This window comes from Bacteroidia bacterium (assembly GCA_025056095.1).
Lineage (GTDB): Bacteria > Bacteroidota > Bacteroidia > JANWVE01 > JANWVE01 > JANWVE01.
In genome coordinates this window covers 1-24,942 of the sequence record JANWVW010000009.1, presented here as the reverse complement: position 1 = coordinate 24,942, position 24,942 = coordinate 1, and the positions used below count along the sequence as shown (strand labels likewise).

Genomic DNA, 24,942 nt, shown 5'->3' with positions numbered 1-24,942 from the left:
GCATTTCATGTATTTTGGGCACACAACTCTGTTTGCATTGTGCATGCTTGTATATACTTACAGCATAGCCCAAAACCAAGATAAAAAAACACCCAATCCCAGCGCACTGCGGGAAGCAACTGACTATTGGGAAAGTACTTTAACAAAGCATCAAATAGTCAAAAACAATAACAATAAGGATAAAAAAGCTCTAGGTAACGAAATAAAAAACATGGTTACAATTAGAAACAACGAAGCTAATGGAACACGTAAAATCCGCACTACAGACGAGTACATAGCTATTTTCACAATACAGTGGGACGATACAATTAGACTCAAGGATGGAAAGAAATTTAAAAATAAATATCCTAATTTATACAACTACGCTAAAGAAATTCAAAAGATAATAAACCAAGACTCATTGAGACAAAAGTTAGAAATGGAGGGCGAAGAAAATGAAGTAAAAACTGCAAAAGTAGATACCATAGAAGAAAAGACTAATCCGAAGCAAATTGAACAAGAAAAGAAAAAAGATGGTGAAGTACCATTCATTACTTGGGTGGCTTTAGCTTTATCCATTATTTTGCCTGTGGTAGTGTTTTTTATCCTTCAACGCAAAACTCAACAAAACATACAAAACTCAACAGAAAGAACAAAAGAAAAGATAAATAATTTAGATACAGAAATTCAAAAAATAACTCAAAATCTAAATCCCCTGAAAGATGAAATCACCAAAATAAACAAAATAACAATTGATCTGAATGAAATCAGAAACCAAATCGCACAGCAGAGTCTAAATGAAACCCAAAATTCACAATCTAAATCTGTATTTGCCGTGAATACGTATTATTTTGGCACATCAGCTATTGAAGATAACTGCCTTTTACAAAAATACAGTATAAACAGCTACGATGAGAATGCTTGTTATATAGTAGAAGCAGAAGGCGAAACTGGTAGATTCGATATTGTCAAAGATAATAAAGTTTTAATAATTAAACACCAAGATAGAATTCTTAAACCAGGCTTAGTGGAAAAAATAGGGTGGAAAGAGACACAAGATAATGTATTTAGCCATACTGAACCTGGAAAGGTAGAACTTAGAGGTGATAAATGGGTGATAATTCAAAAAATCAGAATTTATTTTAACCAATAACAAAATCACTTATGCATGAAGTAGAATTATTGGTCCTTTCTGGGATATTTATACTTCAAGTTGTTGCTCTAATGCATGCGTTGAGCGACATCGAATTATTTGACTCTTTTTTACCCTCACGAGATAGGATACAAATTAAGACTTACACTCTATTAGCTTCTGAACTTACCCATGAGCAAATTCCTGAGATTGTCAAAAACATTGAGCAACATGATAGCTTTGCTACCTCTCAAAATCAAGCTCAAACGGTACAAGTCTCCTTGATTTATTTACCCAAAGATGAAGATGGTAAGCAGTACTCTGATGATTATATTGAAATTGTACAGGATATAAACACTTACTTACTCCGCAATCATGGGGTTATTGCAGATTTTAATGTTATACATGGCTTAATTCAGCGAAAGTTAGAGCATCTACAAGAGAAAGCCCAAAGCTTGATTTATGCGCCACTGTATTTAGGATTGTTTGGTACTATGGCAGGCGTGGTGTTCGGCTTATTTGCTATGAATACCAAAGCATCAGAAAACATTATGCAGACTTTTGTTCCCAGTGTTGCCATTGCTATGTCTGTAAGTGCTGTTGGTTTAATTATGACCACAGTGATGAGTTACTTAAAATTACGCAAGTCCATACATAAACAAGACCAAAACAAAAATGCACTTATTACACTCCTACAAATAGAACTTTTACCTGTTGTCAATCAAGGAATGACGGATACTTTTTTACAACTCCAACGCAGCTTATTACAGTTCAATCATCAATTTGAACAGAACACTAAATCTTTTTTCAATGCATCCGAAAGTAGTATAAAAGCCTTCAAAGAAAGTACAGAAAGAATGGCAAATCTCATAGACAGGAATTATACCGTGATAGAAAAACAATCTGAATTGATTAAAGCCATAGATAATGCAAGAATTCACAATATTACTGATGCTAACCTTAAAATCATGGCAAAACTTACTGTGGCACTTGAAAAATTTGACCAATTTGCACAGTACATAGATAGTACTAACTCAATTTTGCAAAAAACTACTTCTATCGTGAATGCCCTAGAGGAAGGAATTATACAAACTAATAAACTTACAGACCTAGCCAAAAAATTAGATGAACGTTTGGAATTGAGCAAAAATATTCTAACATTTTTAGATAAGCAATTTAGTGAAATTCAAAAAATTTCAGATAATCAAAAAATTGCCCTTCAAGAAACCCAAAAAACCCTTGTAGATACCTTAAAAGATTTTGAAAGAATATATGCAAAAAATTTAGAAGAAGTCAAGGTAAAGTTAATTGACTCATTCAACAAGTTCAGTAGCATTATTCCTGAGTTTCAGGAGCAAGTGTCTCATGCGTTTGGCAATTTATCTACATACATACAAGAGCGTTTGTCCACAATTGAAGCACAAGAAAAAGAAATGATGCAAAAGCTGCAAAAAGAAGGAACGCACCTGCAAAACTTGCGTTATTTAGAACATATGAGTAGTTTGCAAGAATTGCTCACGCAACAAAGTATAATAGAAAAAGAGGTATTAGAGCAGCTTAAAATACTATTATCTTGGTCGGTAGCCTTGCAAATAGAAAAATCACGCAGACTTTTACCCTTACCTAAAAGCAAGCTAAAAGAAATCAATGATAAATATTCAAATTTGTATGAACAACAAAAACAAACTTTACAAGATAAAATAAATGAATTAGCAAAGTACAAAAAAGAACAAATTAAAACTCCCCCTCCTCCTCCCTCCAAACCTGTTAAAAACCAAAATAGCCAAGATAAATCACCAGAATTTGTAAAGCTATTTATCCCTGTCAGTAGTATTAACCCGCAAAAGCAGTGCATTCACAATGTTTTTGAAACTACCCTAAGACCCGAAAGCTGTTTTGTTATTCAAGTCAATACTCAAAACCCGAACGAAGGTACTATTGACATTCCTATGTCAAATGCGGGTGCTATTCTCTTTCACCAAGACAAAATTTTACATGATTTTATTTGCGTAAAGCACAATTACACTACTAATGGTATTTGTACCATAGAACGCACTGAACCTGGACAAGTACATAAAAAGGAAGGTGACTGGTATATTAGCAAACCTATTGAGATATATTACAAAGTAGTATGAAAAAAGTAGATAGTCGCCAACACACGTTTTGGTTGGGCTACTCCGATTTAATGACCAGCCTTTTCTTTATTTCATTAGTCTTATTTGTAATCTTTTACTTAGCTTCACAAAAAAAACAAACAGAATTAGAGAAGCAAAAAGCAAGAGCGCAAGACACTGCAAAAATTTTAAAGAAATTGATAGAAGTCGAAAACAACATTCAAAAATTTGAAAAAGACCCTGATTTTGAATATAATCTCAAGTATAAACGATTTGAACTTAAAAGACAAATAAAATTCCGAGAACTTAGTGCTAGAATAGATGATGATGATGACAGAACATATTTGCTGCGTGTAGGTGCAAAGCTATTAGATACCATACAAAAACTTAATCAAGAAAATAAAAATATACAATACATGCTCATTATTGAAGGCATGGCTTCAGCAGATAACTATGCTAAAAACGACGAGTTGAGTTTTGAGAGAGCCTTGGCAGTATACAACTTATGGAGAGATGATCCACTTCTACTAAAAAAAATACATTCGTATAATCAGAAAAATATCTGCAAATTTCAGATAGTAGGTAGTGGTACAGACGATAGAGGTTGGGGGCGGAAAAGTACTTATGATCGGTATCCCGAAGACCAAAAAATTGTCATATATATTATTCCTTATGTAAGTTACAATGAACTTCTTGAAAAAGGAAGTAAAACAGACTAAATAAAAATAAAAGTTAGATTTTACCATTCTATTTGGCGCAGTAACTCTTTGTTTTCTAAAGCCCACTTTACAAGGGCGTTATTTCCCAGCTCTAAACCCAACTTTTTACATATACGCGAACGATAATTTTCTACACTCTTAGGCGTAACAAAAAGAATATCTGCTATTTCTTTGGTAGAATAATTCTCACTGACTAATTTTAAAGTTCTACGTTCTGTTTGAGTTAGCTCATCAATTAAAGACTTTATTTTTCGTTTCTTTTGGGTATATTCTTGGTATTGATTGGTGTAATCTCCTAGATATTGGCTGATGTAGCGATACCCTCGTTGCACTTTGAATAAACAGTCTATAATTTCTTCTGCGGTATTGTCTTTGAGTAAGAATCCACTCGCGCCTAATTCCATAGCAGTATGAAATATAGTGGACTCTTTGTACATTGTTAAAAAAATTACTTTGGTAGGCAGATAGTTTTCTTTTATAGACTTACATACTCCAAATCCATCTACCTGTGGCATGTCTATATCTAATATAGCTATATCAATTTTGTTTTGAAGTAATATCTCAATAGCTTGTTTTCCATTTGCGGCTTCATATATCCTGCATCCTGGTATAGAGGTTTGTAAAATATCCACTAATCCTTTTCTGAAAATGGGATGGTCATCGGCTATCAGAATAGTAGTTATGGACATAGGTCATTTATATCAAAGGTAAAATGCAATTTAATACCTTTATCTGTATTTTTCAAGTCGACAGTTCCTTTAAGTATCCGTACGCGTTCTTGAATGCTTAACATGCCCATACCGTTGAGTTGAGTTTTTGATACTATCCCCTTGCCATTATCTTGGTAGATAAAATAAAGTTTGTTATGCTTCTTTTCAAATGAAATTTTTATAGCCGTAGCATCCGCATGTTTAATCGTATTATTGACGCACTCTTGGATGATTCTATATAAATGCAATTTAGATTCTTGAGATAGTAAATGGTCTAAATTAAGGTCAGAAGGAATTTCTACTGTATAGTATAATCGTGTGCTATCTTTTACTTTTTGCATTAAGGTTTCAATAGCTTTTTCAAAACTAACTTTACGAAGGTAAGGAGGGTATAAAGTTTGAGCTATTGTGCGTACCTGTTCAATAGTATCAGAAAGTTGCTTTTCGGTTTCTTGTATAAAAGGTGGTAACTCTTTTTTATGGATATGAATTTTATTTTTTATAGCCGAAAGGGTTTGTCCTACTTCGTCATGTAATTCACGGGCAATTCGGCTGCGCTCTTCTTCTATACTCAAAGTAAGCTGTTGAGCGTATTTTTCACGTGCTTTTCGTTTTTGGCGAGAGTAGTATAGATAGACTGCTCCTATGCCAGAGATAGCTAAAAAGGATGTAAAAAGTAATGCAATTTGATGCTTAAAGCGCTGCTTTTGCCTTTCCTTTTCTAATTTTTGTATCTCTTTTTCTTTTTTCTCTACTTGATATTGTGCTTGATATTCGGCTATCATTTTTTGGCGATTGAGTGCGTTCAGACTATCACTGTATTTTTTGAACTCTTTATGGTGATATAGGGCTTTTGCATAATCCTTCAAGGATTCATAGCATAAAAATAGAGTTCGGTGAGCTAAAATAATGTCTTCAATATAAATTGTATTTTCACACAAAGAAAGTGCCTTTTGAGCATAGGATATTGCTTCTTTGTATTTGCCCATTTCTTGGTATACACTTGCATAACCATTATACGGGCGAATGCTGTATATCTTGTCAGGCAGCAATTTGATTGCTGAAGAGGAGGAGTCAAAGTAAGCTAGGGCAAAATCAAATTCTTTTTTTTGTTGATAGCACTGGGCTAAATTGTAGTAAGCAATTCCTAATTCTCGGATATAATTGTATTTGTTTGCAATTCTTACAAGCTTATTAAGATACTCAATGGCAGAATCTAACTTTCTTTGTGCAATGTAGGTTATGCTCAAATTATTGAGAGTGTGAGTTTGTAAGCGCACATTTTTTATTTTAACTGCTTTTTGATAACTTTCTTTAAAGTCTTGTTGAGCTTGAAGATAATGACTTCCCTGATATTTTAACAAGCCAATATTATTCAGCAGATAGGCATATTGATATTCATCATTTATTCTTTCGGCTAGTTTAAGGGCTTTTCGGTAGTAGTACAATGCGCTATCTTGTAGGTATTGATGCTCGTGTTGAAGTCCTAAACTATTCAGGGCAGAAATCCAAGCAGCGGTATCTTTTTGCCGCTCAATTTCTGGAGTAAGCTTATGCAACAACGTATAAGCACTATCCCATTTGTCTAACATTTGAAGTATATAGGTTCTGCGAACTTTACATAAGTTTTTCAAAGTATCCTTTGGATTTTTATTTGCTAGTTCAATAATTCGCTTGTAAAGAGAATCAGATTTGGGATACTGTGCAGTAAAATAGTAATGACTTGCTAAATGAAATAAAATAGCTTGTTGAAGTGATATATCGTTATTTTTTTGAGCAGTTTGCCAAAGCCACTCTGCTATCTTTTTTGTTTTATGTGGTTCTACGTAAGCATATTCTTTAAGTGCGTTAAGGCTATCGTATAAATTTTTTTGAGCTACGGTGCACAAAGACCAAAAAATTGCAAGAGCAAATGTAACTTTATGACTGTACATAGAGTTTATTTGGATAAATCAAGTTAAAGATATAACTTTGTCTAACATGAAAAAAAACAACTTTGAAGAGGTAAAAAAAATTTTTACAGCATACTTAGAGCAGAATGCGCATAGAAAAACGCCCGAACGATATAGTATTTTAGAAACCATATACAATTATGATGGGCATTTTGATGCCGAAGAATTATACATTAAAATGCGTAACCAAAAGTTTAGAGTAAGCCGAGCTACTGTTTATAATACTTTGGAGCTCTTGTTAGCTTGTAATTTGGTAACTAAGCACCAGTTTGGGAATGCCCAAGCTAAATTTGAACGTTCTTATGGCTTTAAGCAGCATGACCACATTATTTGTACAGATTGTAACAAAGTGTTTGAATTTTGCGATCCACGTATCCAAGAAACGCAAAATATGGTGGAGGAAATGATGGGCTTCAAAGTTAGCCACCACTCTTTGAACCTATACGCTCAATGTACTAAAGAAAAGTGCGAACATAGACCTAAGCAAAATCAATAAAGGTAGGTTTTTAAGTCCTTCCAAAAAGCTTGTCTAATTTTTCTACGGTAAGTGTAATTAAGGTAGGTCTGCCGTGCGGACAAGCATAAGGCTGCTGACACTGAAAAAGCTGGTCCACAAGGCTTTGCATTTGGGTAAAATTAAGCTCTTCACCTGTTTTAATGGCTGCTCTGCATGCCAAAGATTTGGCTAAGTTATCTCGTTTTTCTAAATGAAGTTCTTGTTCATACATTCTAAACTGTTCTATCAGTTCTTGAAGCGCAGTATGTTCTTTGCCAGGGGGTAAATCAGCAGGTACACCTTTTATTAAGACTCTATCGGGTTGTAGTTCAATATCAAAACCTAGTAGACGAAGCTCGGGCTGCATGTCTTGTATCCAAGCTAAATCTACATGAGAGAGCAAAACAGGTATTGGAAATAAAAGTGATTGAATTTTACCTTTTTGTTCTGTCAAGCTTTTGTAGAAAGTTTCATATAAGATGCGTTCATGGGCGGCATGCTGATCTATGAGCATAACTCCATCAGGAGTTTGAGCAAAGATATATTTTTTGTGCAGTTGCCAATAATGTTGTTGGTTTTGAGATTGTTGATATTTTGTAACTTGGGATATAAACTGCTCTGTGGTAGCAACTGTGGAAAGAATGTCGGATGATGAAAGTTCATTTTTCAATGAAAAAGGCTGAAAGAGCTTTTGAAAGTTTTTGATATTCTGTTTTTCAACAGGATTGAGATAAGTTTTGTGCACGTTCAAATTTTGATTAGATGAGGGTTTATCTTGTTGTGAAGAGAGGGAAGAAGTATTTTGGGTAGGGATTGAAGGTGAAGTAAAATCCATTTCGGGTTGAAGGTTATGGGTGTTAAGTGCGTTTTTTACAGCCGAACGCATGAGGGCGTAGACCATTTTGTCATCATCAAATTTTACCTCTGTTTTAGTGGGGTGGATATTGACATCTACATGCTTAGGGTCAATAGTAATGAATAGGCAGTAAAAAGGAAAACTTCCCTTGGGTAACATTTCTTCATAAGCACTGATAACCGCATGGTTAAGGTAAATGTCTTTGATATAACGCTTATTGACAAAAAAGAATTGTTCTCCACGTGTTTTTTTAGCAAAATCAGGTTTGCCGATATAGCCTTTAAGTGCAATTCCGATGCTTTCTTCTTCTACGGGAATTAAATAAGCGCTGTAATTTTTGCCGAATAAATTTGCGATGCGTTGTAGTAAATTGCTGCGAGGTAGGTTAAAAATTTCTTGGTGGTTATGATACAGTGCAAAAGCAATATCAGGGTGAGATAAAGCTTGGCGGTAGGCTTCTTCTAAAATGTGTCTAAATTCTACGGTATCGCTTTTTAGGAAATTTCGGCGTGCAGGAATGTTGTAAAATAGATTTTTTACCGAGATAGAAGTTCCATTTGGACAGGAAATAGGTTCATTTTTTAGGATTTTAGAAGCATGGATGATTACTTGTGTTCCCATTTCATCGTTGGGGCGTTTTGTTTTTAACTCTACTTGGGCAACTGCGGCAATAGAGGCTAAGGCTTCTCCTCTGAAGCCCATTGTATGTAGTCTGAATAGATCTTCTACAGTGCGTATTTTTGAAGTAGCATGGCGTTCAAAACAAAGTGTGGCGTCAATGGGACTCATGCCTGAGCCATCATCTATGACTTGGATAAGCGTGCGTCCTGCATCTAAAACGACAATTTTTATCTGTGTAGCCCCTGCATCTATGCTATTTTCTAACAGTTCTTTTACTACGGATGCGGGTCTCTGAACTACCTCACCTGCTGCAATTTGGTTAATTAGGTCATCAGAAAGAAGCTTGATGATACTGTCCACTTGTAGATGCAAAGATAAGGGTTTTTGAGCAAAAGTTAGTTTTTGAAGTAAAGAATTTTTGAGTTTGGGTTTGTGGATGTTGCTAAATTTTTGTGCTGAACATTTTTATTAAGTTATTTGCGTGAGGCATGCGAAGGGTGGGCGTTAGCCCAGTGCGTAGCGAAGCGAAGCACCGAAGCGATAGCGTAGCCCGTAGCACGCCGACCTTGTGGGCATGAGCGCCAGCGAAATGCCCACAAGGGCACGCCCAAAAAAAGAAAATCCATAAAATCAAAAAAATCTTAATTTTTTCATCCTATTTTGGGATAACGTTGAGGATTATATTCATGCATGAGGTTGTATATAGCATCAAAAATTTCTTCGGCGTTGGGTTTGGAAAAATAATCGCCGTCTGAACCATAAGCAGGGCGGTGCGCTTTGGCAGTTATAGTAATAGGCTTAGCATCTAACCAACGATAACCATCCTGCACTTCTAATACTTGCTGCATCATATACGAAGTAGCGCCCCCAGGTACGTCTTCGTCTAAAAATACAATTTTGTTTGTTTTTTGCAAAGAGCGCACTATGTTGTGATGAATGTCAAAAGGTAAGAGGGTTTGTACATCTATCACTTCTACGGATATTCCCATTTCATCGAGCATTTGAGCGGCTTCCATAGCAATTCGGCAGCAAGCTCCGTAGGTTACCAAAGTAACATCTGTACCTTGGCGTAAAATTTCAGGTACGCCTAAGGGAACAGTAAATTCGCCTATGTTATCGGGAATTCGCTCTTTTAGCCGATAGCCGTTTAATACTTCTACAATCAAAGCTGTATCATCGGATTGAAGCATAGTATTGTAGAAACCTGCGGCTTGGGTCATGTTACGAGGTACAAGCACATACATTCCCCTTACGGCGTGAATAATCATGCCCATAGGTGAACCTGCATGCCAAATGCCTTCTAATCTGTGTCCGCGAGTGCGTACGATGACAGGTGCTTTTTGCCCGCCCTTAGTACGGTATTGTACAGTGGCTAAATCATCAGACATAATTTGAATAGCATACAGCAAGTAGTCTAAATACTGAATCTCTGCAATAGGTCTAAGTCCACGCATAGCTGCTCCAATGGCTTGCCCTATTATTGTGCATTCGCGAATTCCTGTATCACTTACTCTTAGTTCGCCGTACTTTTGTTGTAGCCCTTCAAATGCTTTATTCACATCGCCAATAGTACCTACATCCTCTCCGAAGGCAATAAGCTCGGGGTATTTACTTAGCGCAGCATCAAAGCAGGCTTGTAGTACTTGTCTTCCATCTACTAATGGACTTTTATCAGAGTAAATGGGCTTAACTTCCTTGACATTCAACGCACTGTAACGGCTTTGACTATATAAATGGCTACTGTAACGTTCAAAGTTTTCATTCAAAAACTGTTGTCTAAGCTCAACAAAAGACCTATACTTACCTTTTGTGATGCGAATAGCTTTGTGTAAAGCTGTCATTACATCTTTGCGAATAGGTTCTTTGATGCGATTAAGTTCATTTTTTATTTGAGTGAGTTCTTGGGCATATTCGCTTTGTGGAATGACTTTATCTAAAACTTCAGTGCATAAAAACACATCTCTTTTTATATCTTTTTGATACGCTTCCCAGGCTTTTTGCTTAGCTTCTTTGACAATTTCTTCGTCTTCTTTTTCTAGCTGTGCAAGCTCGGTTTCTGTGCTTATACCTTGCTCTATAATCCATTCTTTGAACTTTTTAAGGCAGTCATATTCTTGCTCCCAAGCTAATCGTTCTTTACTCTTGTATCGCTCATGACTACCTGAGGTAGAATGTCCTTGGGGCTGCGTAAGTTGCGTGATATGATAAATAGCAGGGATGTGCTTTTCTCTGGTAATCGCTACTCCTTCTTGGTAAGCTTGGCAAAGTAAAGGATAGTTCCAGCCTTCTACAGTATAGATTAAGAAACCTTCATCGTTTTCATTTAGAGCAAAGCCGCTAAGAATTTCAGAAATATTTTGTTTAGTTGTTTGATGTTTAGCGTGTACGGAAATTCCATATTCATCGTCCCAAATAGAGATAACCATAGGGATTTTGAGTACGCCTGCGGCATTGATAGCTTCGAAGAACATTCCTTCGGCAGTGCTTGCATTTCCTATTGTACCGAAAGCAACTTCATTTCCATTAATAGAGAATTGAGTTAGGTGTTTGAGGGAAGGTAGTTCTCGGTATAATTTTGAAGCATACGCTAAGCCCACTAGTCTTGGCATTTGACTACCTGTAGGAGATACATCTGCGGAAGATTGTTTGCCTTGTGTAAGGTTTTTCCAATTTCCAAATTCATCTAGTAGCCGTGTAGCAAAATGTCCGTTCATCATTCGCCCTGCTGATGCGGGTTCTGCTTCTACTGAAGTGTGCGCATAGAGCTGGGCAAAAAATTGTTCTAAGGTTAGTAAACCTGCGGCCATCATAAAAGTTTGGTCACGGTAGTAGCCTGACCTAAAATCTCCATTTTGAAATACTTTTGCCATAGCAATTTGGGGTAATTCCTTACCATCGCCAAATATGCCGAACTTAGCTTTGCCTGTTAATACTTCCCGCCTACCCAATAAACTTGCTAAGCGACTTTGATGTGCAATTTGATAGTCCCGAAGTACTTCAACTTTAGAATAAACTATATCAGCGCTTATACTTTGTTGTGTCATGCAAAGCAATATAGAAAAAATACCACAAATTCAAATGTGATTTTTTGTAATAAATTGATTTACAACTCTTTATTTTTTAATGTTGATGGTAAAACCAATTATGCTTCAAAAGCAATAGTTTGAAAAATTAATTTACCTACTCCTTGAATTTTACTTAACTTTGCTCAAAAATTATACATGTATGATTTTAATAGTAGAAAAAATTGCGCATTCTCGTGCTTTTCATATCACTACGATGATTGTGATTATTTCTTGTGCTATTTTGCTTTGTGTACAAACTTATCCTATTGGACAAAGATATTTACAAATATTTTTGTTTTTAGATTGGGTCTATACGCTGTATTTTCTTGTTGAGCTTATTATTCGCTTTATAGCCTGTGGTTCGGTTACCAAATTCTACAAAATTTATGAATATCATCAAGTGCCTAAAAAGAATAAAAAGGAAACAAAATTTATTGAAGAGGGAATATGGAATTGGTTAGATACGATTATTGTACTTACAAGCATTATAAGTGTTTTTATAGTAGAACTATTTGAACATCCTGAAACACTTGCAGTAGTGCGCTTATTTAGAACATTTCGGATTTTGAGAATTTTAGAAGTGCACGGAGAAATGAAAAAAGTAGAAATGAAAATTATTGGAATTGTCCCAACTATATTCTCATTTGGGGCTTTGTTGGCTGCTTTAATTATTATTTATGCTGTTATTGGAGTTTCTATGTTTCAGCAGCATAAATATGAAAATGCGGATTTTTCGAATCTGCATACAGCTACTCTTACTTTATTTCAATGCATGACTTTGGATAGTTGGACTGAAATTATGCATCAATCTACCAATCAAAATTATCAGTATCCTACCTGGTTTATAAGAGGTTACTTTGTTAGCTTTATTCTTTTAACTGCGATTATAAGTTTTAATGTGTTTGTGGCTATACTAACCTCTCGGGTACAAGAAAAAATAGAAGAAGAGAACAAAAAAGAAGAGGAAGTATTGGAAAAGTACATTATAGAAACTCAAAGACTGCTTCGCCAAGAAATACAATCTCTTAAAGCAGAAGTAAAAAAACTTCGTGAAGAATTACAAAAAGATAATCAATAACATGCTTCTCTGATAAAAATCAAATAGTTCGTTTTTGAAGTTAAATTTTTGTATCTTTGTATGTATGAATGGGCGAATATGGTTTATTACAGTTTTAGGATTTATTCTTGTACTTACAGGCTGCGACATTGTAGAAAAACCCTACAAGGAAAATGTTTCTAATGGTGGAAGTACAGACACAGCAACTGTAAGAAAAGTGTTATTAGAAGATTTTACGGGACACAAGTGTGGGAATTGCCCACGTGCCCATGAAATTAGTCAGAATCTTGCCCAAACGTACGGTAAAAAGTTAGTAGTAATGGGAGTACATTTGAGTTCTTTTGCAAAGTTGGATATAGGAAACGGTTATGTAACAGACTATCGCACTCCTGTTGGACAGGAAATAGACGCAACTTTTGGTCCTTTTGATGCTTTGGGATTACCTAAGGGATTTGTCAATAGAAAAGCATTTGACAATGTACATCCTGCTTTAGATAAAGATGACTGGGGTTCTAAAATTGCATCTATTATCAACATGCCACCTGATGCTTCTCTTAAAATAACTCATCAGTACAACAATGCTACTCGCCAATTGGATATTAAAGTAGAAGGAAAATTTCTTAAAACTTTAATGGGCGACTACAAGTTAGCTGTCTATATTACCGAAGATAGTTGCATCAGTATGCAAAAAGATTATAGCCAAACTCCCGAAAATATACCTAACTATGTACATAGACATGTACTTAGAGGTGCAGTAAATAGCACTTGGGGCGACCTCATAACCACAGGAGGAGTTGCTAACGCAGGAACAACTTTTACTAAAAATTACACTTACACTCTCAATAGCGCATGGAAACCCGAGCAGTGCTACATAGTTGCTTTTATTAACAAAGCAGGCAGCAGTGTAACAGAAAAAGAAGTTATTCAAGTTGAGGAGAAAAAAGTTAAATGAAAAAACTATACTTGCAAATGAACTTTACCAATGACAACAGAAGATAACCTCAAAACCGCTAAATCTTTTGAAGAACTACCTGAACCATTTCAAAAACTAGCCAAAATAGATATACGTTCTATTCCTAACCGCTGGTATGTCTTTTTACGCGGTGAAGAAAAACATAGCGCGCAGCCTGATTATGCACATGTATTAGCTAGTCATCTTTTGCATAGAATTATTCTTTGGTACATGCCTGTCCAAAACACTGATGGGACATGGGAATACAGGGACATGCCCATGCTTACAAACTATCAGTACTACCAATATGCGTTTTGTGTAGGATATAAGCCAATACAAAGAGCGTTTGATAAACTGGTAGAAAAAGGTTTAATTATGATGGTAGACGCAGGCATGCTCAAAAACAAAAAACACTACTGGGTTCACTTAAATATTGCCAAAGCTGTTGAAATTACAGAAAAAGTACAAGCGAATTGGCACAAGATAAGTACAAAACTCGGTATAGGTAAAAAATCTAAATCGTATGCCGAAGCAAACAAAGACAAACTCAAACCTAAGCCTAAAAAGGATAAGCAGACCGAAAAGCAAACTCAACAAAATTCCAAACAAAGTCCTACTACGAACAAACAAACTAAACCAAATATAAACCAAAGTTTGTCCACAGCTTCTACCACTGAAAAAACTGTTGTTGTCAAAAAAATTGTAAAACCTAAGAAAAAATAAGCTGTGCGAATAGTATGTCTTTCAGACACTCACGGGCAGCATGAAAGCATTTCCATTCCTGACGGAGACATTGTTGTACATGCAGGAGACATCACACGCAGAGGTACGCTCTCAGAGGTAAAAGTGTTTTTAGATTGGTACGCTCACTTACCGCATAAATACAAAATTTTTATCGCAGGAAACCATGATAAATGTTTTGAAAAAGAGAAAGAAAAAGTGTTACCTCTAATTCCCAGCAATGTTCTTTATTTAGAGGACAGCGGTGCTCAAATTGAAAACTTCTATATTTGGGGATCGCCTTACACGCCCAAGTTTTTGAATTGGGCTTTTTGCAAAAACAGAGGAAAGGAAATTCTTTATCATTGGCAAAAAATACCTTTGCATACAAATATTTTAGTTACTCATGGTCCTCCTAAAAGTATTTTAGACCAGACCTATAGAGGGCATAGTGTAGGCTGTCAGGATTTGATGGATATGGTTATTTTACTACCTCAATTGCGGTTGCATATTTTTGGACATATACATGAAGCGCAAGGTGTTTATCAACAGAATGATTGCATATTTGTCAATGCTTCAATCCTAAATCAAAGTTATCAACAAGTTAATTTACCTACTGTAATTGACCTGCAAGTTCATAAAAGCAGTAAGCAAAAAATAGTTTGAATGATTTTAATTTTTTCCTTTGGGCGTGTCCCTTGCTGACGTAAGGGTCAGCGCATTCCGCACGTAGCCCGTAGCACGCCGACCTTGTGGGCTTTTGCCCACAAGGGCACGCCCAAAAAAATAAAAATTTAATCCTAAAATTGTCCTTTAAGTAAAGTAAAAACAGGCTTATCGTAATTTTAGAACAAACTTGTACAGTTCAAAAAAGTAGCTGCCGTATGCGCTCTGCTTTAAGCAAAGTTTCTTGATATTCTTGCTCGGCTTGGGAATGATATACAATAGCCCCTCCCGTATGCAAAGAAAGCTCTTGTGAAACAGAATCATAACACAACGTGCGAATTAAAACATTACTATCCGCTTGCTGATATGGGTTAATGTAGCCTATACTGCCAGAAAACCATCCTCTTGGAACACTTTCTAACTCATGTATAATTTGTACGCTTCTTTTCTTAGGTGCCCCTGTCATAGATCCAGGCGGAAATACTTGATAAAAGGCATCTAAAAAATGCTTACCTGGTGAAATCTTACCTTTTATCGTAGAAATCATCTGATACAAATTGCCATAATCCAAAACCTCAAACAAATTTTCAGTAGTTATGCTGCCTGTTACGCAACTTTTAGCTAAGTCGTTCCGCATCAAATCTACTATCATAACATTTTCTGCTCTATTTTTAAGGGAATTTTGAAGTAAATATCGGCTTTGTGTGTCATTCAAGTGCTGTTTTCGCTGCGTACCTTTCATAGGTTGAGCAATAAGAGTATTTTGCCGCTGCGCTAATAACCGTTCAGGCGAAGTGCTAATCACTGTATAAGGGGGATATTTCCAATATACACTATACGGCATAGTCCCAGGTTGTTGAAGACGTTTGTATAAATTTAAGGTATCTAAATTATGTACTCTGGCTTTGAAAGCTTGACATAAGTTAAGTTCATACACATTCCCCTGCCGAATATGTTCAATGACTGCAAAAAAACGAGAAATGTACTGCTCTTTTGTCCATACGGGTTGCAGGTCAATTTTAGGGTAATCCGTAGTGTTTTTTTTGTCTGTTAAGTGTTGTTCAAAATAAGCGGGTTGGTTACTTTCTACTTTACCTTGCTTGGAAAGAGTTAGCCAGTACTGCGGTATCCATAACACTGCGGTGGGTTTAGTATAAGGCTGGTAAGGCAAAAATAAAGGTTCGGCATAGGCTTCATACGCAAAGGCAAAGAATATCCATTTATTAGAATTTTTGCGAACAAACTCAAAAGCAGGCTGCCAAGTGTCATAAATTTCACAAATTTCTTGGGCATTTATACCTACAATACATTCATAGAGCGCATAACGGTCTTGAGTATCGTAATGGCTGTCAAAGTAGATACCTATCTCACTTTGATGTACCAAAGATAAGCATCGGGCTTTTAGCTCTTCAATTCGCATAAACGAATCAAAGCAAATACGGCATAGTTCATGATGTCCATGTAGTTACTTTCCACTCCTTCTGAAATTATCGTTTTTCCCTTTTGGTTTTCAATAGACTTAATCCTAAATACTTTCATCAAACATAAATCTGTGATACTGCTTATGCGCATCAATCGCCAAGCTTCGCCATAGTCATGGTTTTTGTTTTGCATCAATTGTATAGCAGTTTGTACTTGTTCATCGTATTTTTCGGAGAGCAGTTGAAGGTTTGAAAAATCTGCTTCGGGATAATGAATTTTAAGTAAAGCCATCACACAGTAGTTGAATACTCCTCTGTATTCAGAGGTTACACTATCCCCAATTTTCTGATTGCCCAACTCTTCAATGTTTCTAATACGCAGTAGTTTGATATATATTTGGTCGGTTAAAGAAGGTAGTCGCAGTATCTGCCAAGCATTGCCGTAGTCTTGTGCTTTTTTCATAAAAATGTCTTTGCAGTAGATGACTTGTTCTTGATACTGCTGTAAAGTTTTGTCCATGCGGGCAAAGTTAAACAAAGAACTCGGGCAATTTTAACTTATTTCATTTGTGTGAAAAAATCACCTTATCATGAACCAATAATTAGCAAAGTGAAAAGGATTCCTACAAAAAACATAATACCCCCTACTATTGCCCCTGCAAGACCTATACCTCTAAGCCGATATTTTTGTCCAAGAATGCCTAAAACTACCGCACCCGCAGCGATTAGCATACCAAAGATAGGTATCCAAAACAAGAATAAAGATGCGAATGCTAATCCTGCTGAAATGAGGTTAAAAACCCTAAAATCACTTGTTTCTAATGTTTTTTTGAACACTTTTTTGTACAGTACCTCAATAGGTTTAGCTGCCGTAGAAATTTTAGTAATTTTCTGTTGCTCAACCTTATCTAGAGCAAATTTTTTAGTTAAGTCCTCAATAGGTTTATTATTTGTAGCAATGCTACCTGCAAAAACTGTTGAAATGTTTAGATATATGCCTAAAAGCACAGCTATAAGGATTGAAGGTTTCATAATGCAAATATAAATACAGCTCATGACTATTTGGAATTAACTTAGTGTAAATCTTACTCTCACTCCGAAGTTTGTAGCGTTGGAAGGGAATTGGTTGGATATAAATGGCTTGAGCATAGTGCGGTCATAGAATATTTGGATAGTTAAGCGCTGGTTAATCATGTAGTCAATAGAAGGTTTGATAATTATAGTTCTATTTCCTGATAGTAAAGTACTTTGGTCAGAGTCTAATGTGCGCTGCCTTACTTTACTGTTGCGGTAGGTAATATCTAAGCGTATGTCTATGTCATTTTTTAGGGCTAAACTACCACCAAAAAGTTTAATATTTGCTTTTGCTCCGTTGACGCGATAGCCGAAACCGAAGGTAATATCTCTATTACGCGTTTCATTGAGTTGGTAGCTATTCAGGTTCAAAGAAAGCGTTCTGTCCTGCTTGTAGTCTAATTTTGTAGTTATGTTATTTTTCCAATTCATATCTATGCCAACCAAAGGTGCAAACTGTTCAGCAATAGCTATCTGCTGGATAACATACTTGCTATAAAAATTACCTGTAGAAGCTTCAATTTCTGTAGCGCCCTTATCATTTTCTTTGTAATACAGATTATTGGTAAAGCTGGGTATACCATAAGTACATCGGTAAGAATGTGTCAAGGCAATGTTGTTGAAACGCTTTTTGAAAAAGGGTAAAGTAGTCAGACCATTATAATTGACTTGCCAATTCGGTAAAGGAATGGCAGGAAAAGGAGTAAGTGCAAGTCGGTCTGCTTTTTCGTTACCATAGGCACTTCTAAATGCATAGAGTAATACATCTTGAGCTTTTTCATCGTATTCTTTGGCAAATGTACCATACTCATTATAAATTAAATCGCCTGAACTATTCCCATTCTGCTTGCCTAAACGCTGCGAAATAATAGAACGATCTTGGCTAAACTGTTTGAAAAATTTAGAGTTAATTTTGTCCCCTTCAAAGGCAGAGCTTAGAGCAATATAGCTAATGTTGAAGTTTCCATTTTGTGTAGGAGTAAAACTTTGAAAAGTAAATGTAGCAGTGTCATACCTAAATAGTTCACTGTTGTTGGTAGTGTAGTTTCTTGTGCCTGAAATATTTACTCTAAATCCCTTGAATAATTGTACAGAGGTTCTTATGCTAAGATTTTCAGTAGTGTTTTGAGTATATCTTGCTACTACATTCGTTTCTTTAACTAACCAGTTATTTTTTACAGCAGCAGGGCGCATGTCTATTTGACTACCTAATAAAAATTCTGTTAAAGGTGCATTGTATTCTGCATCATAGCCAAGAAACCTTGTACGAGGAATATAACCGGGTAAAGTTGTAGATTGGTTTTTGCTGTAGCTTACATCAATATTTTCAATGCTCAAAATAGTGCGCAGGATATACTTACCTACCTCTTCCCAAGAAAGTTCAATGGGTTCAGGTTTTTTGTCTTTTTCATTATTCGTATTCATCTGATTATTATTTTTAGGGTCTTTACCTGAAAAATTGTTTGTATTAGTAGGTTTGTTAGGTTTAGGAGCAGGGTTTAAAATCTCTTTCAAGAATTTAGACTTATTGTAAAGTTTTACTAAACTAATTTGCCCGTTAATTTGATGGTTTACACTATTGTTTATCACATTACCGAATTTTTCATTACCTATTGGAGCAGTAGTCCAAGAAAAGTTAGCGTTACGAGTATAATTGGCAGAAATGAAATTAAGAGGCTTAAATTTATCAAAAGGTAGTTTGTAGTTCAATGTAATGTTATGGTTGTAGTTTGTATTTCTACCTAACTTCATGAGGTTTTTACGAAGCGTATCTCGTTTTTCATCACTGTCTAAATAGCCAGTAGGTTCATCAACGAAAGCTGTGTTGGTAGCTGTGAAGTTTAATGTTAAACTTTTTGTAATGTCATATTGTAGTGCATAGTTCCGAGTGATTGTAAAGGTTTTATTGAATTGAGGTTGAATATCCGTATTTGGGTCTAACTTTCGGTTTTTGGTAATATCTATAGTTCGGTTGATAGTTGTACCTGCTGTAAAGCTTTTAGGCAGATAAGTGAAGTTAAAGGCAGAAATAAGATTATCTGAACCTGTTTTTTTAGATTTTAATTTTTTGAAAGGTTCAATAGATTTAGGATTAGTAGAATATGCATAGACCAATCCCCCTTGATAGTGTTTATTGGTATGAAATTCCAAGTAAGGATTTCGGTCATATTGATCAGTGTAGGAATAGTTAGCGGTCCAATTGCTGATATCCCAAGGTTGAGGTTTTTTGGTAGAGTTAGCGGGTCTATTTTTCTTAATTTGAGTGAAAGCTATACTTCTGCGTTTATTATAGGTTTGTGCTGCTTTGCGAATAGAGTCTCTTTTTTCTATGGGACTAGCTTGAAGAATAGTATTGAGCTGTACATCTGCATTGAGAGGATTGAATTTAGGATTAACTACCATTTCACCTTGACTGACGAACATGGGCAAGGACAGGTTCCATTTTTTAGGGAACAGTTTGTCTAAATTGACATTACTATTAACGTCATATCGGATAGTTTCATTAAAATTTCGTTCGCTAATTTTTTTCTCTACACTTGCGAATCCGATACCTGAATAGCCTGTTGTACCTGTTATAGTAGCAAAATCAGCGAGTTTAAGATTAGCGCGGGCGTTTGCAGCCCAACCAGGGGCTTCATTGAATTCTGTTACCTGTAATTCATTGAACCATACTTCTGCGCATTTCGAGCTACCATCTTCGCCTGGAATTCGTGGATTTTCTATTCCCAGCATGATATTTCGGATATTACTCAAATCAGGAGTACCGATTACTGTAACATAACCATTTCCAATTTTTGCAGTAAAAGGTACATCTTTGGGATGACCGGTTTGATCTCGCATGGCTTTGGCAAGATTGAGGTCTTCCATAGCGAAGTCAATTCTATCTCGCCACACATCTGCGGGGTTAGTGTAATATCCAAAAGGAGTGGGAGTTACATCAATAGCGTATTGATAGTAGTTGTTAGTTAAGTCTACGCCCATGCGAATAAAAGCACGTATATCGCCTTTCTGAATATCAGGCTGACCGATACGAGACTCTGCGTGTACCCAAATTCTAATTCTTTTATATTGTCTTAAATCATTGACTACTTGTCTAAATACACCACGCGAGTCGCCATCTTTAAGGTCGCATACGCGCAAGCTCAAAGCTGTTTCATTTTGTTGATTCTGGTTAGGAGCTAAAAAGTTGCGCTCTCTAAGTGCGTCAGGTGGGATAAGATAATTTACAGGAGTTCGCCTGCCATTTTCTTCAATGTTTACTGTACCTAATTCAAACAAAGTAGAAGAAAAATTGTCATCAGGTTTAGGTTCGCCTGGAGCAGCTAATGGTAAAGTATACCTGCGCCACTGTCCACCTACTAACTGCAAACGTGCAAAACGTAGTACAACTTGCTTCTCAAATCCTTTGAGATAAATACGAATGAAACGTACAGACTTAAAATCTTGAATATTTCCAATTTGTTTGCGGTTTTCATCAGTCAACGGAATACGGAACAAGTACCAATTAGCATTAACAGGGGCGCCGTTGGGCATATTTGGAGTATTTGAGCTTACTGGGTCAGGAATAGTAATTTTATCCACAATGTAATTAGAACCTACGTTTAAGTCTGCTTTTCTCAAGCTTATATGATATTCATAATAATCATCATTTTGGTCAAGAGTGTTATTTTCGTTCATATCTTCGCTATCGGGTACAGTAGTGGAAGAGTTCGGATTAGTACCTCTGGGTTCAGCGGAGTTACGTTCTAATCCTGAAAAGTTTGCATATCGAGCTAATACATCATTTCCGCTTAAACTCAAATAATGGTCAAAATTATCTGAACTAGGGTCATTAAAAGCAGATTGATAAGCCCCTGAATTTGTGCCAAAATTAGCTGCTAAGGTATTTAGGTAACTTTGAAAAAAAGTACGCTCTTCGGCATCGCTTAGCCCATCTAAACCTACGTCTTGTTTTTCTCTTGCATCAGAAGTGTTATCGAATGCGCGTACAACAGGCTTTAAGGTAGTTACTTTGCCCCAAGCTGTGGTAATAGGAATATTGGAATTTTGAGTTTGAGAAGTCGGTAATCCATTTTCGTATGAAATTTGTCCGTCTTTTAGGACATCTTCGGTCATGTTACCAATGTTAATGTACAAATCTCCGCCGTTTTGAGTAAATTTAGCAGGGTCAAAACCTTGAAAAGGATCCATTAACCAAAATTCCATGTACTCAATGTTAGAGAATTCAAAATCTGTGTTGGTCATAATAGGATACATAATTCCCGCCCAATTTTGAGTAGGATTTTTAAGTGTGCCGTCGGGATTTACATTGGGATTGTAGTTATATGGTCCGCGTTGAGTAGGGTCAAAATGAAGTGTAAGAATAGGTAAAGGTGCATTTTGCCCTGTAGCTAAATCTCGGTTAGGAAATACCTCTTTAGGAAAAATAGGTCTTACTTCATTGAGAGAAATGTCATTGTTAGTAATACCTGCTATACGGGTATCATTATAAAAAGCACTAGCGTCTATATTATACCAAGACAACTTTGCTCTTTGATAGCCTATGGATAAATCATTGTTCAAATTTGCGTTAGAGAATGTAGCAGGAATACTTGCTAATTTCCATCGAGTAGGAGGAATGAGAAGCTCTATGGGCGTTCTTGAACCTTCAAAATCATCAATGTAAGAAATACCTTTTTTACCTAACCCGCGAGTATTAGGATGCCCTGGGCGAAGTTGAGCAAATTCCCCAAAAACATCTAAGGAAGAAATTTCTTTTGTACTGATAAGGGGCAATTTATCTATCATTTTAGTCATAAATCGGGACTCTCTTCGGTAAGCAATGTCAGTTCCCCATATTAAATTTTTGATAGGTTCATCGCCAATATTTACTCGGTTAGTAATAGGTCTTTCAGATTGTTGAATGGCTGTAGCACCAATAATAAAGTTTTTGTCTATCTTATATTCCCATCTTGTACCAACTAAAGTTCGGTTTTGAATAGCAAATAAAGAGTTGGTTTCATAGCTGACTTTAATTTCCTGCCCTGATGCTAATATAGCTTGGTTTAGAATTTTTACTTTGCCAAGCATGTAGTCTACTGTGTAATCTACACCTTCTTGCAGTACTGTACCTCCTGCTTTAACCTGTACAGAGCCTTGTACCACCTGAATAGCATTCAGGGATATTTCTGAACTTGTAGAACTTCTATAGCTGCCGCGCAAAAAGAATTTGTTAAAGTTTGCCCCTTGCGTTCGGGCTACAGTAAGCGTAGAGTCGTACAGCATTCTATACACATACCGCGACGAGTCACCTGCACCTGTTTCCCCTTTCTGTGCCGCTTCCTTGAATTTTTGGGCTAAATAATCGCCAAAAGGTTCAGTGCATGGAAAGATAATTCGCCCTGAAATAGCATCGATAGTTACGTCTTGGATAAAATCAAACTGTCCATCAGCCCCAGGAGTATTGACTTGATTAAATTGGTCTAATCCAAGTAGTTGCAAAAGTGGAGTAGTTTTGATGCTGTTCGGTCCTGTGGGTAGAGTACGCGTACCTTCACCACTTCCCCCATCACGATATACAATTTGAAGTTGAAAATTTTCTTTACTGATATTAAAAGCATCAATACTGTAAATATTTTTCATCATTAGGTCCCAGCTAGGGATTCGGGTATAAGTATTTTGGGAGGATTGTAAAAGTTTAAGAATAAGATTTTTAGAAGCACCGCCTGTGGCTGATGCAGGTACATCTTGGGCAAATGTACCTACTTGGTAAGTTTGTCCGTTGTAAGTATATTGGTATGCTACTGCAAGTACTAAATTATTGTTGTTGATAGGCGCTTTGAGAGAAATGTAGCCTAATTGAGGATTTAGAGTATATTCAGAAGGTTGAAGTTGTCTAAAAAAACGCTGCTCAAATTCTAAGGTAGAAAAACCATTATTGAGTAAAAAGTTAGGTGCGTTTTGTGGGTTTTGGATAGCATCAATAAAAGCTTGGTCAACTAACAGATTGTTATGGTTGGTAGCTGGGATGGGTACAGTTAGTCCTGGAGGTAGAGTAGGGCTGACCTTGGCTTTGTTGTAGATATGAGCAGGGTCAGGTTCGCCTAAGTCAAGTAAAGCAATTCCATCTCGAGGTACGGTTGTAGTTTGCACGTTACCTATGCTGGTTACATATACTTCTATACGGGTAATGAATATTGGAGATTGAATTTGGTTAGTTTGTTTTACGGCAGTGTTGTACATGTCTCTAAAAAAGTGGGCTAAAAAATAGTGTTTGAAACCTTCGTATTGGTCGCAGCCTTTTTCAAAAGTTTGAGATTGTGCGCCTGCTTGGGCAGTAGCTTCTTGCCGTTTACCTCTTTGTTGGGACGCGATACCTGTAACCGTTAATCGCCCAAATTGTAGCTGGGTTTTAATGCCGAATAAGTTTTGCCCACCTGTAATCAATGTACCTGAAAGAGGTAAACTTACATTTCCTGCTTCTATTTTTTTGATAATGTCATCTTCGAAACCTGTATATTCTATTTTGAACTGTTGTTCAAAATCAAAAGTGGCTTTGGTGTCGTAGCTGACGCTAAGCTTGAGTTTCTCGCCAATTTTACCGATAATGTTTAGTTGTAGTTGTTGGTCAAAAAGAAACTGACCTTGTCTTTGCGCGCGTACAGGAATGTTGGGATTTTTAATGTTGTTGTACCTTCCTCCAAAGGTAAGAAATATTGTACCTGATGGGCGAATATCTACAAAGCTTCCCCCAAAAATTTTATCTAACTTTGAGCCTACAAAAAGCGGAGGGATAATCCCGCCTGAAAATTGATTGATGCTGTTTGTGCGTTTATTGTACCAATAGTTTCGGATAGCTTCTTGTTGTTTACGTTTCATGAACTCTTCGTAAGAGATATAGGAGTCTTCGCGGTATTTTTCATCGCCTATTCTTTGTTTGATAGTAAAGCCGCTCAAATCTTCATCAAGTTCATATTCGGTTGTAATGTTTGAAGGTAGAGGAAAGTTGAGATGCTCATTTTTTTTGTTATTCGGATTGAATACATCTCCTTCATCAGGATTGAGCGGAAAACGAGGTTTATCCCCTGTATCTTTCAATATTTTGTAATGCTTGCGTTCCCCTTTAACCACAGTATACTGCGCAGCTATTCCTAAAAACACAAAGCAGGCGAATAGAAAAGACCAGGCGGGAAGCTTCATACCTCAAAAACGAACTTCAAAGATACAACACACAGTTGATTTATTCAAATTATGAGCTGCTACTGTTATTAAGAGTATGTTCTCCTATGTACTTGATTTAGCCGTGTTAAATTTAAGAAATGGCTTGATTTTTTTGGGCGTGCCCCTTGCTAACGCAAGGGTCGGGGCATTCCGCACTGCGCTTCGCTTCGGTACTTCGCTGCGCTTCGTACTGCCTAACGGCATGCTT

The 24,942-nt window shown here is 36.4% G+C and carries 17 protein-coding genes; 8 read left to right on the top strand and 9 right to left on the bottom strand.

Going from position 1 to position 24,942, the window contains the following annotated elements:
- Positions 1–43 precede the first annotated feature (43 nt).
- The 3 genes from NZ519_01535 (at position 44) to NZ519_01525 (ending at position 3,944) form a co-directional block, all read left to right on the top strand.
- The gene (locus tag NZ519_01535; GenBank protein ID MCS7027421.1) at positions 44–1,132 is read left to right on the top strand and encodes a hypothetical protein; all 1,089 of its coding nucleotides are present in this window, start codon (positions 44–46) and stop codon (positions 1,130–1,132) included.
- A 71-nt stretch (positions 1,133–1,203) separates the two neighbouring features.
- Positions 1,204–3,246, top strand: a complete 2,043-nt coding sequence (locus tag NZ519_01530; GenBank protein MCS7027420.1) for a hypothetical protein — start codon at positions 1,204–1,206, stop codon at positions 3,244–3,246.
- A complete protein-coding gene (locus NZ519_01525; protein ID MCS7027419.1) occupies positions 3,243–3,944 on the top strand; it encodes a hypothetical protein in 702 nt (233 codons plus the stop codon). Before NZ519_01530 ends, NZ519_01525 begins: the two co-directional genes overlap by 4 nt.
- Positions 3,945–3,964: 20 nt before the next feature.
- On the opposite strand, the gene NZ519_01520 is transcribed toward NZ519_01525, so the two are convergent.
- Entirely contained in the window at positions 3,965–4,633 is a 669-nt protein-coding gene (locus tag NZ519_01520) for a response regulator transcription factor (GenBank protein ID MCS7027418.1), read from the bottom strand.
- The gene (locus NZ519_01515; protein ID MCS7027417.1) at positions 4,624–6,588 is read right to left on the bottom strand and encodes a tetratricopeptide repeat protein; all 1,965 of its coding nucleotides are present in this window, start codon (positions 6,586–6,588) and stop codon (positions 4,624–4,626) included. Before NZ519_01515 ends, NZ519_01520 begins: the two co-directional genes overlap by 10 nt.
- 46 nt (positions 6,589–6,634) lie before the next feature.
- On the opposite strand from NZ519_01515, the gene NZ519_01510 reads away from it, so the two are divergent.
- The gene (locus tag NZ519_01510; protein ID MCS7027416.1) at positions 6,635–7,102 is read left to right on the top strand and encodes a transcriptional repressor; all 468 of its coding nucleotides are present in this window, start codon (positions 6,635–6,637) and stop codon (positions 7,100–7,102) included.
- A 10-nt stretch (positions 7,103–7,112) separates the two neighbouring features.
- On the opposite strand, the gene mutL is transcribed toward NZ519_01510, so the two are convergent.
- From mutL to NZ519_01495, 3 genes are all read right to left on the bottom strand, one after another.
- Positions 7,113–8,939: a DNA mismatch repair endonuclease MutL gene (mutL, locus tag NZ519_01505; GenBank protein ID MCS7027415.1), complete on the bottom strand. Its 1,827-nt coding sequence runs from the start codon at positions 8,937–8,939 to the stop codon at positions 7,113–7,115.
- 113 nt (positions 8,940–9,052) lie between these two features.
- Positions 9,053–9,190: a hypothetical protein gene (locus NZ519_01500; protein MCS7027414.1), complete on the bottom strand. Its 138-nt coding sequence runs from the start codon at positions 9,188–9,190 to the stop codon at positions 9,053–9,055.
- A gap of 39 nt (positions 9,191–9,229) precedes the next feature.
- Positions 9,230–11,623 carry a thiamine pyrophosphate-dependent enzyme gene (locus tag NZ519_01495; GenBank protein MCS7027413.1) on the bottom strand — a complete coding sequence of 798 codons (2,394 nt, stop codon included), beginning with the start codon at positions 11,621–11,623 and terminating at the stop codon, positions 9,230–9,232.
- Positions 11,624–11,804: 181 nt separating this feature from the next.
- Between NZ519_01495 and NZ519_01490 the strand changes: the two genes are divergently transcribed.
- From NZ519_01490 to NZ519_01475, 4 genes are all read left to right on the top strand, one after another.
- Positions 11,805–12,722 (top strand): ion transporter, encoded by a 918-nt coding sequence (locus NZ519_01490; GenBank protein ID MCS7027412.1) that lies wholly within the window; start codon positions 11,805–11,807, stop codon positions 12,720–12,722.
- A 64-nt stretch (positions 12,723–12,786) separates the two neighbouring features.
- Positions 12,787–13,653, top strand: a complete 867-nt coding sequence (locus NZ519_01485) for an Omp28 family outer membrane lipoprotein (GenBank protein MCS7027411.1) — start codon at positions 12,787–12,789, stop codon at positions 13,651–13,653.
- A gap of 30 nt (positions 13,654–13,683) precedes the next feature.
- On the top strand, positions 13,684–14,376 hold the full coding sequence (locus NZ519_01480) for a hypothetical protein (GenBank protein MCS7027410.1): 693 nt from the start codon (positions 13,684–13,686) through the stop codon (positions 14,374–14,376).
- Positions 14,377–14,379: 3 nt separating this feature from the next.
- Positions 14,380–15,039, top strand: coding sequence for a metallophosphatase domain-containing protein (locus tag NZ519_01475; protein ID MCS7027409.1), 660 nt, complete (start codon positions 14,380–14,382; stop codon positions 15,037–15,039).
- Positions 15,040–15,238: 199 nt separating this feature from the next.
- On the opposite strand, the gene NZ519_01470 is transcribed toward NZ519_01475, so the two are convergent.
- The 4 genes from NZ519_01470 to sprA form a co-directional block, all read right to left on the bottom strand.
- Positions 15,239–16,459, bottom strand: coding sequence for an anthranilate synthase component I family protein (locus NZ519_01470; protein MCS7027408.1), 1,221 nt, complete (start codon positions 16,457–16,459; stop codon positions 15,239–15,241).
- A complete protein-coding gene (locus NZ519_01465) occupies positions 16,441–16,980 on the bottom strand; it encodes a DUF1599 domain-containing protein (GenBank protein MCS7027407.1) in 540 nt (179 codons plus the stop codon). The genes NZ519_01470 and NZ519_01465 overlap by 19 nt, the downstream gene beginning before the upstream one ends.
- 68 nt (positions 16,981–17,048) lie before the next feature.
- The gene (locus tag NZ519_01460) at positions 17,049–17,492 is read right to left on the bottom strand and encodes a hypothetical protein (GenBank protein ID MCS7027406.1); all 444 of its coding nucleotides are present in this window, start codon (positions 17,490–17,492) and stop codon (positions 17,049–17,051) included.
- A gap of 36 nt (positions 17,493–17,528) precedes the next feature.
- Positions 17,529–24,713 carry a cell surface protein SprA gene (sprA, locus tag NZ519_01455; GenBank protein MCS7027405.1) on the bottom strand — a complete coding sequence of 2,395 codons (7,185 nt, stop codon included), beginning with the start codon at positions 24,711–24,713 and terminating at the stop codon, positions 17,529–17,531.
- Positions 24,714–24,942 lie beyond the last annotated feature (229 nt).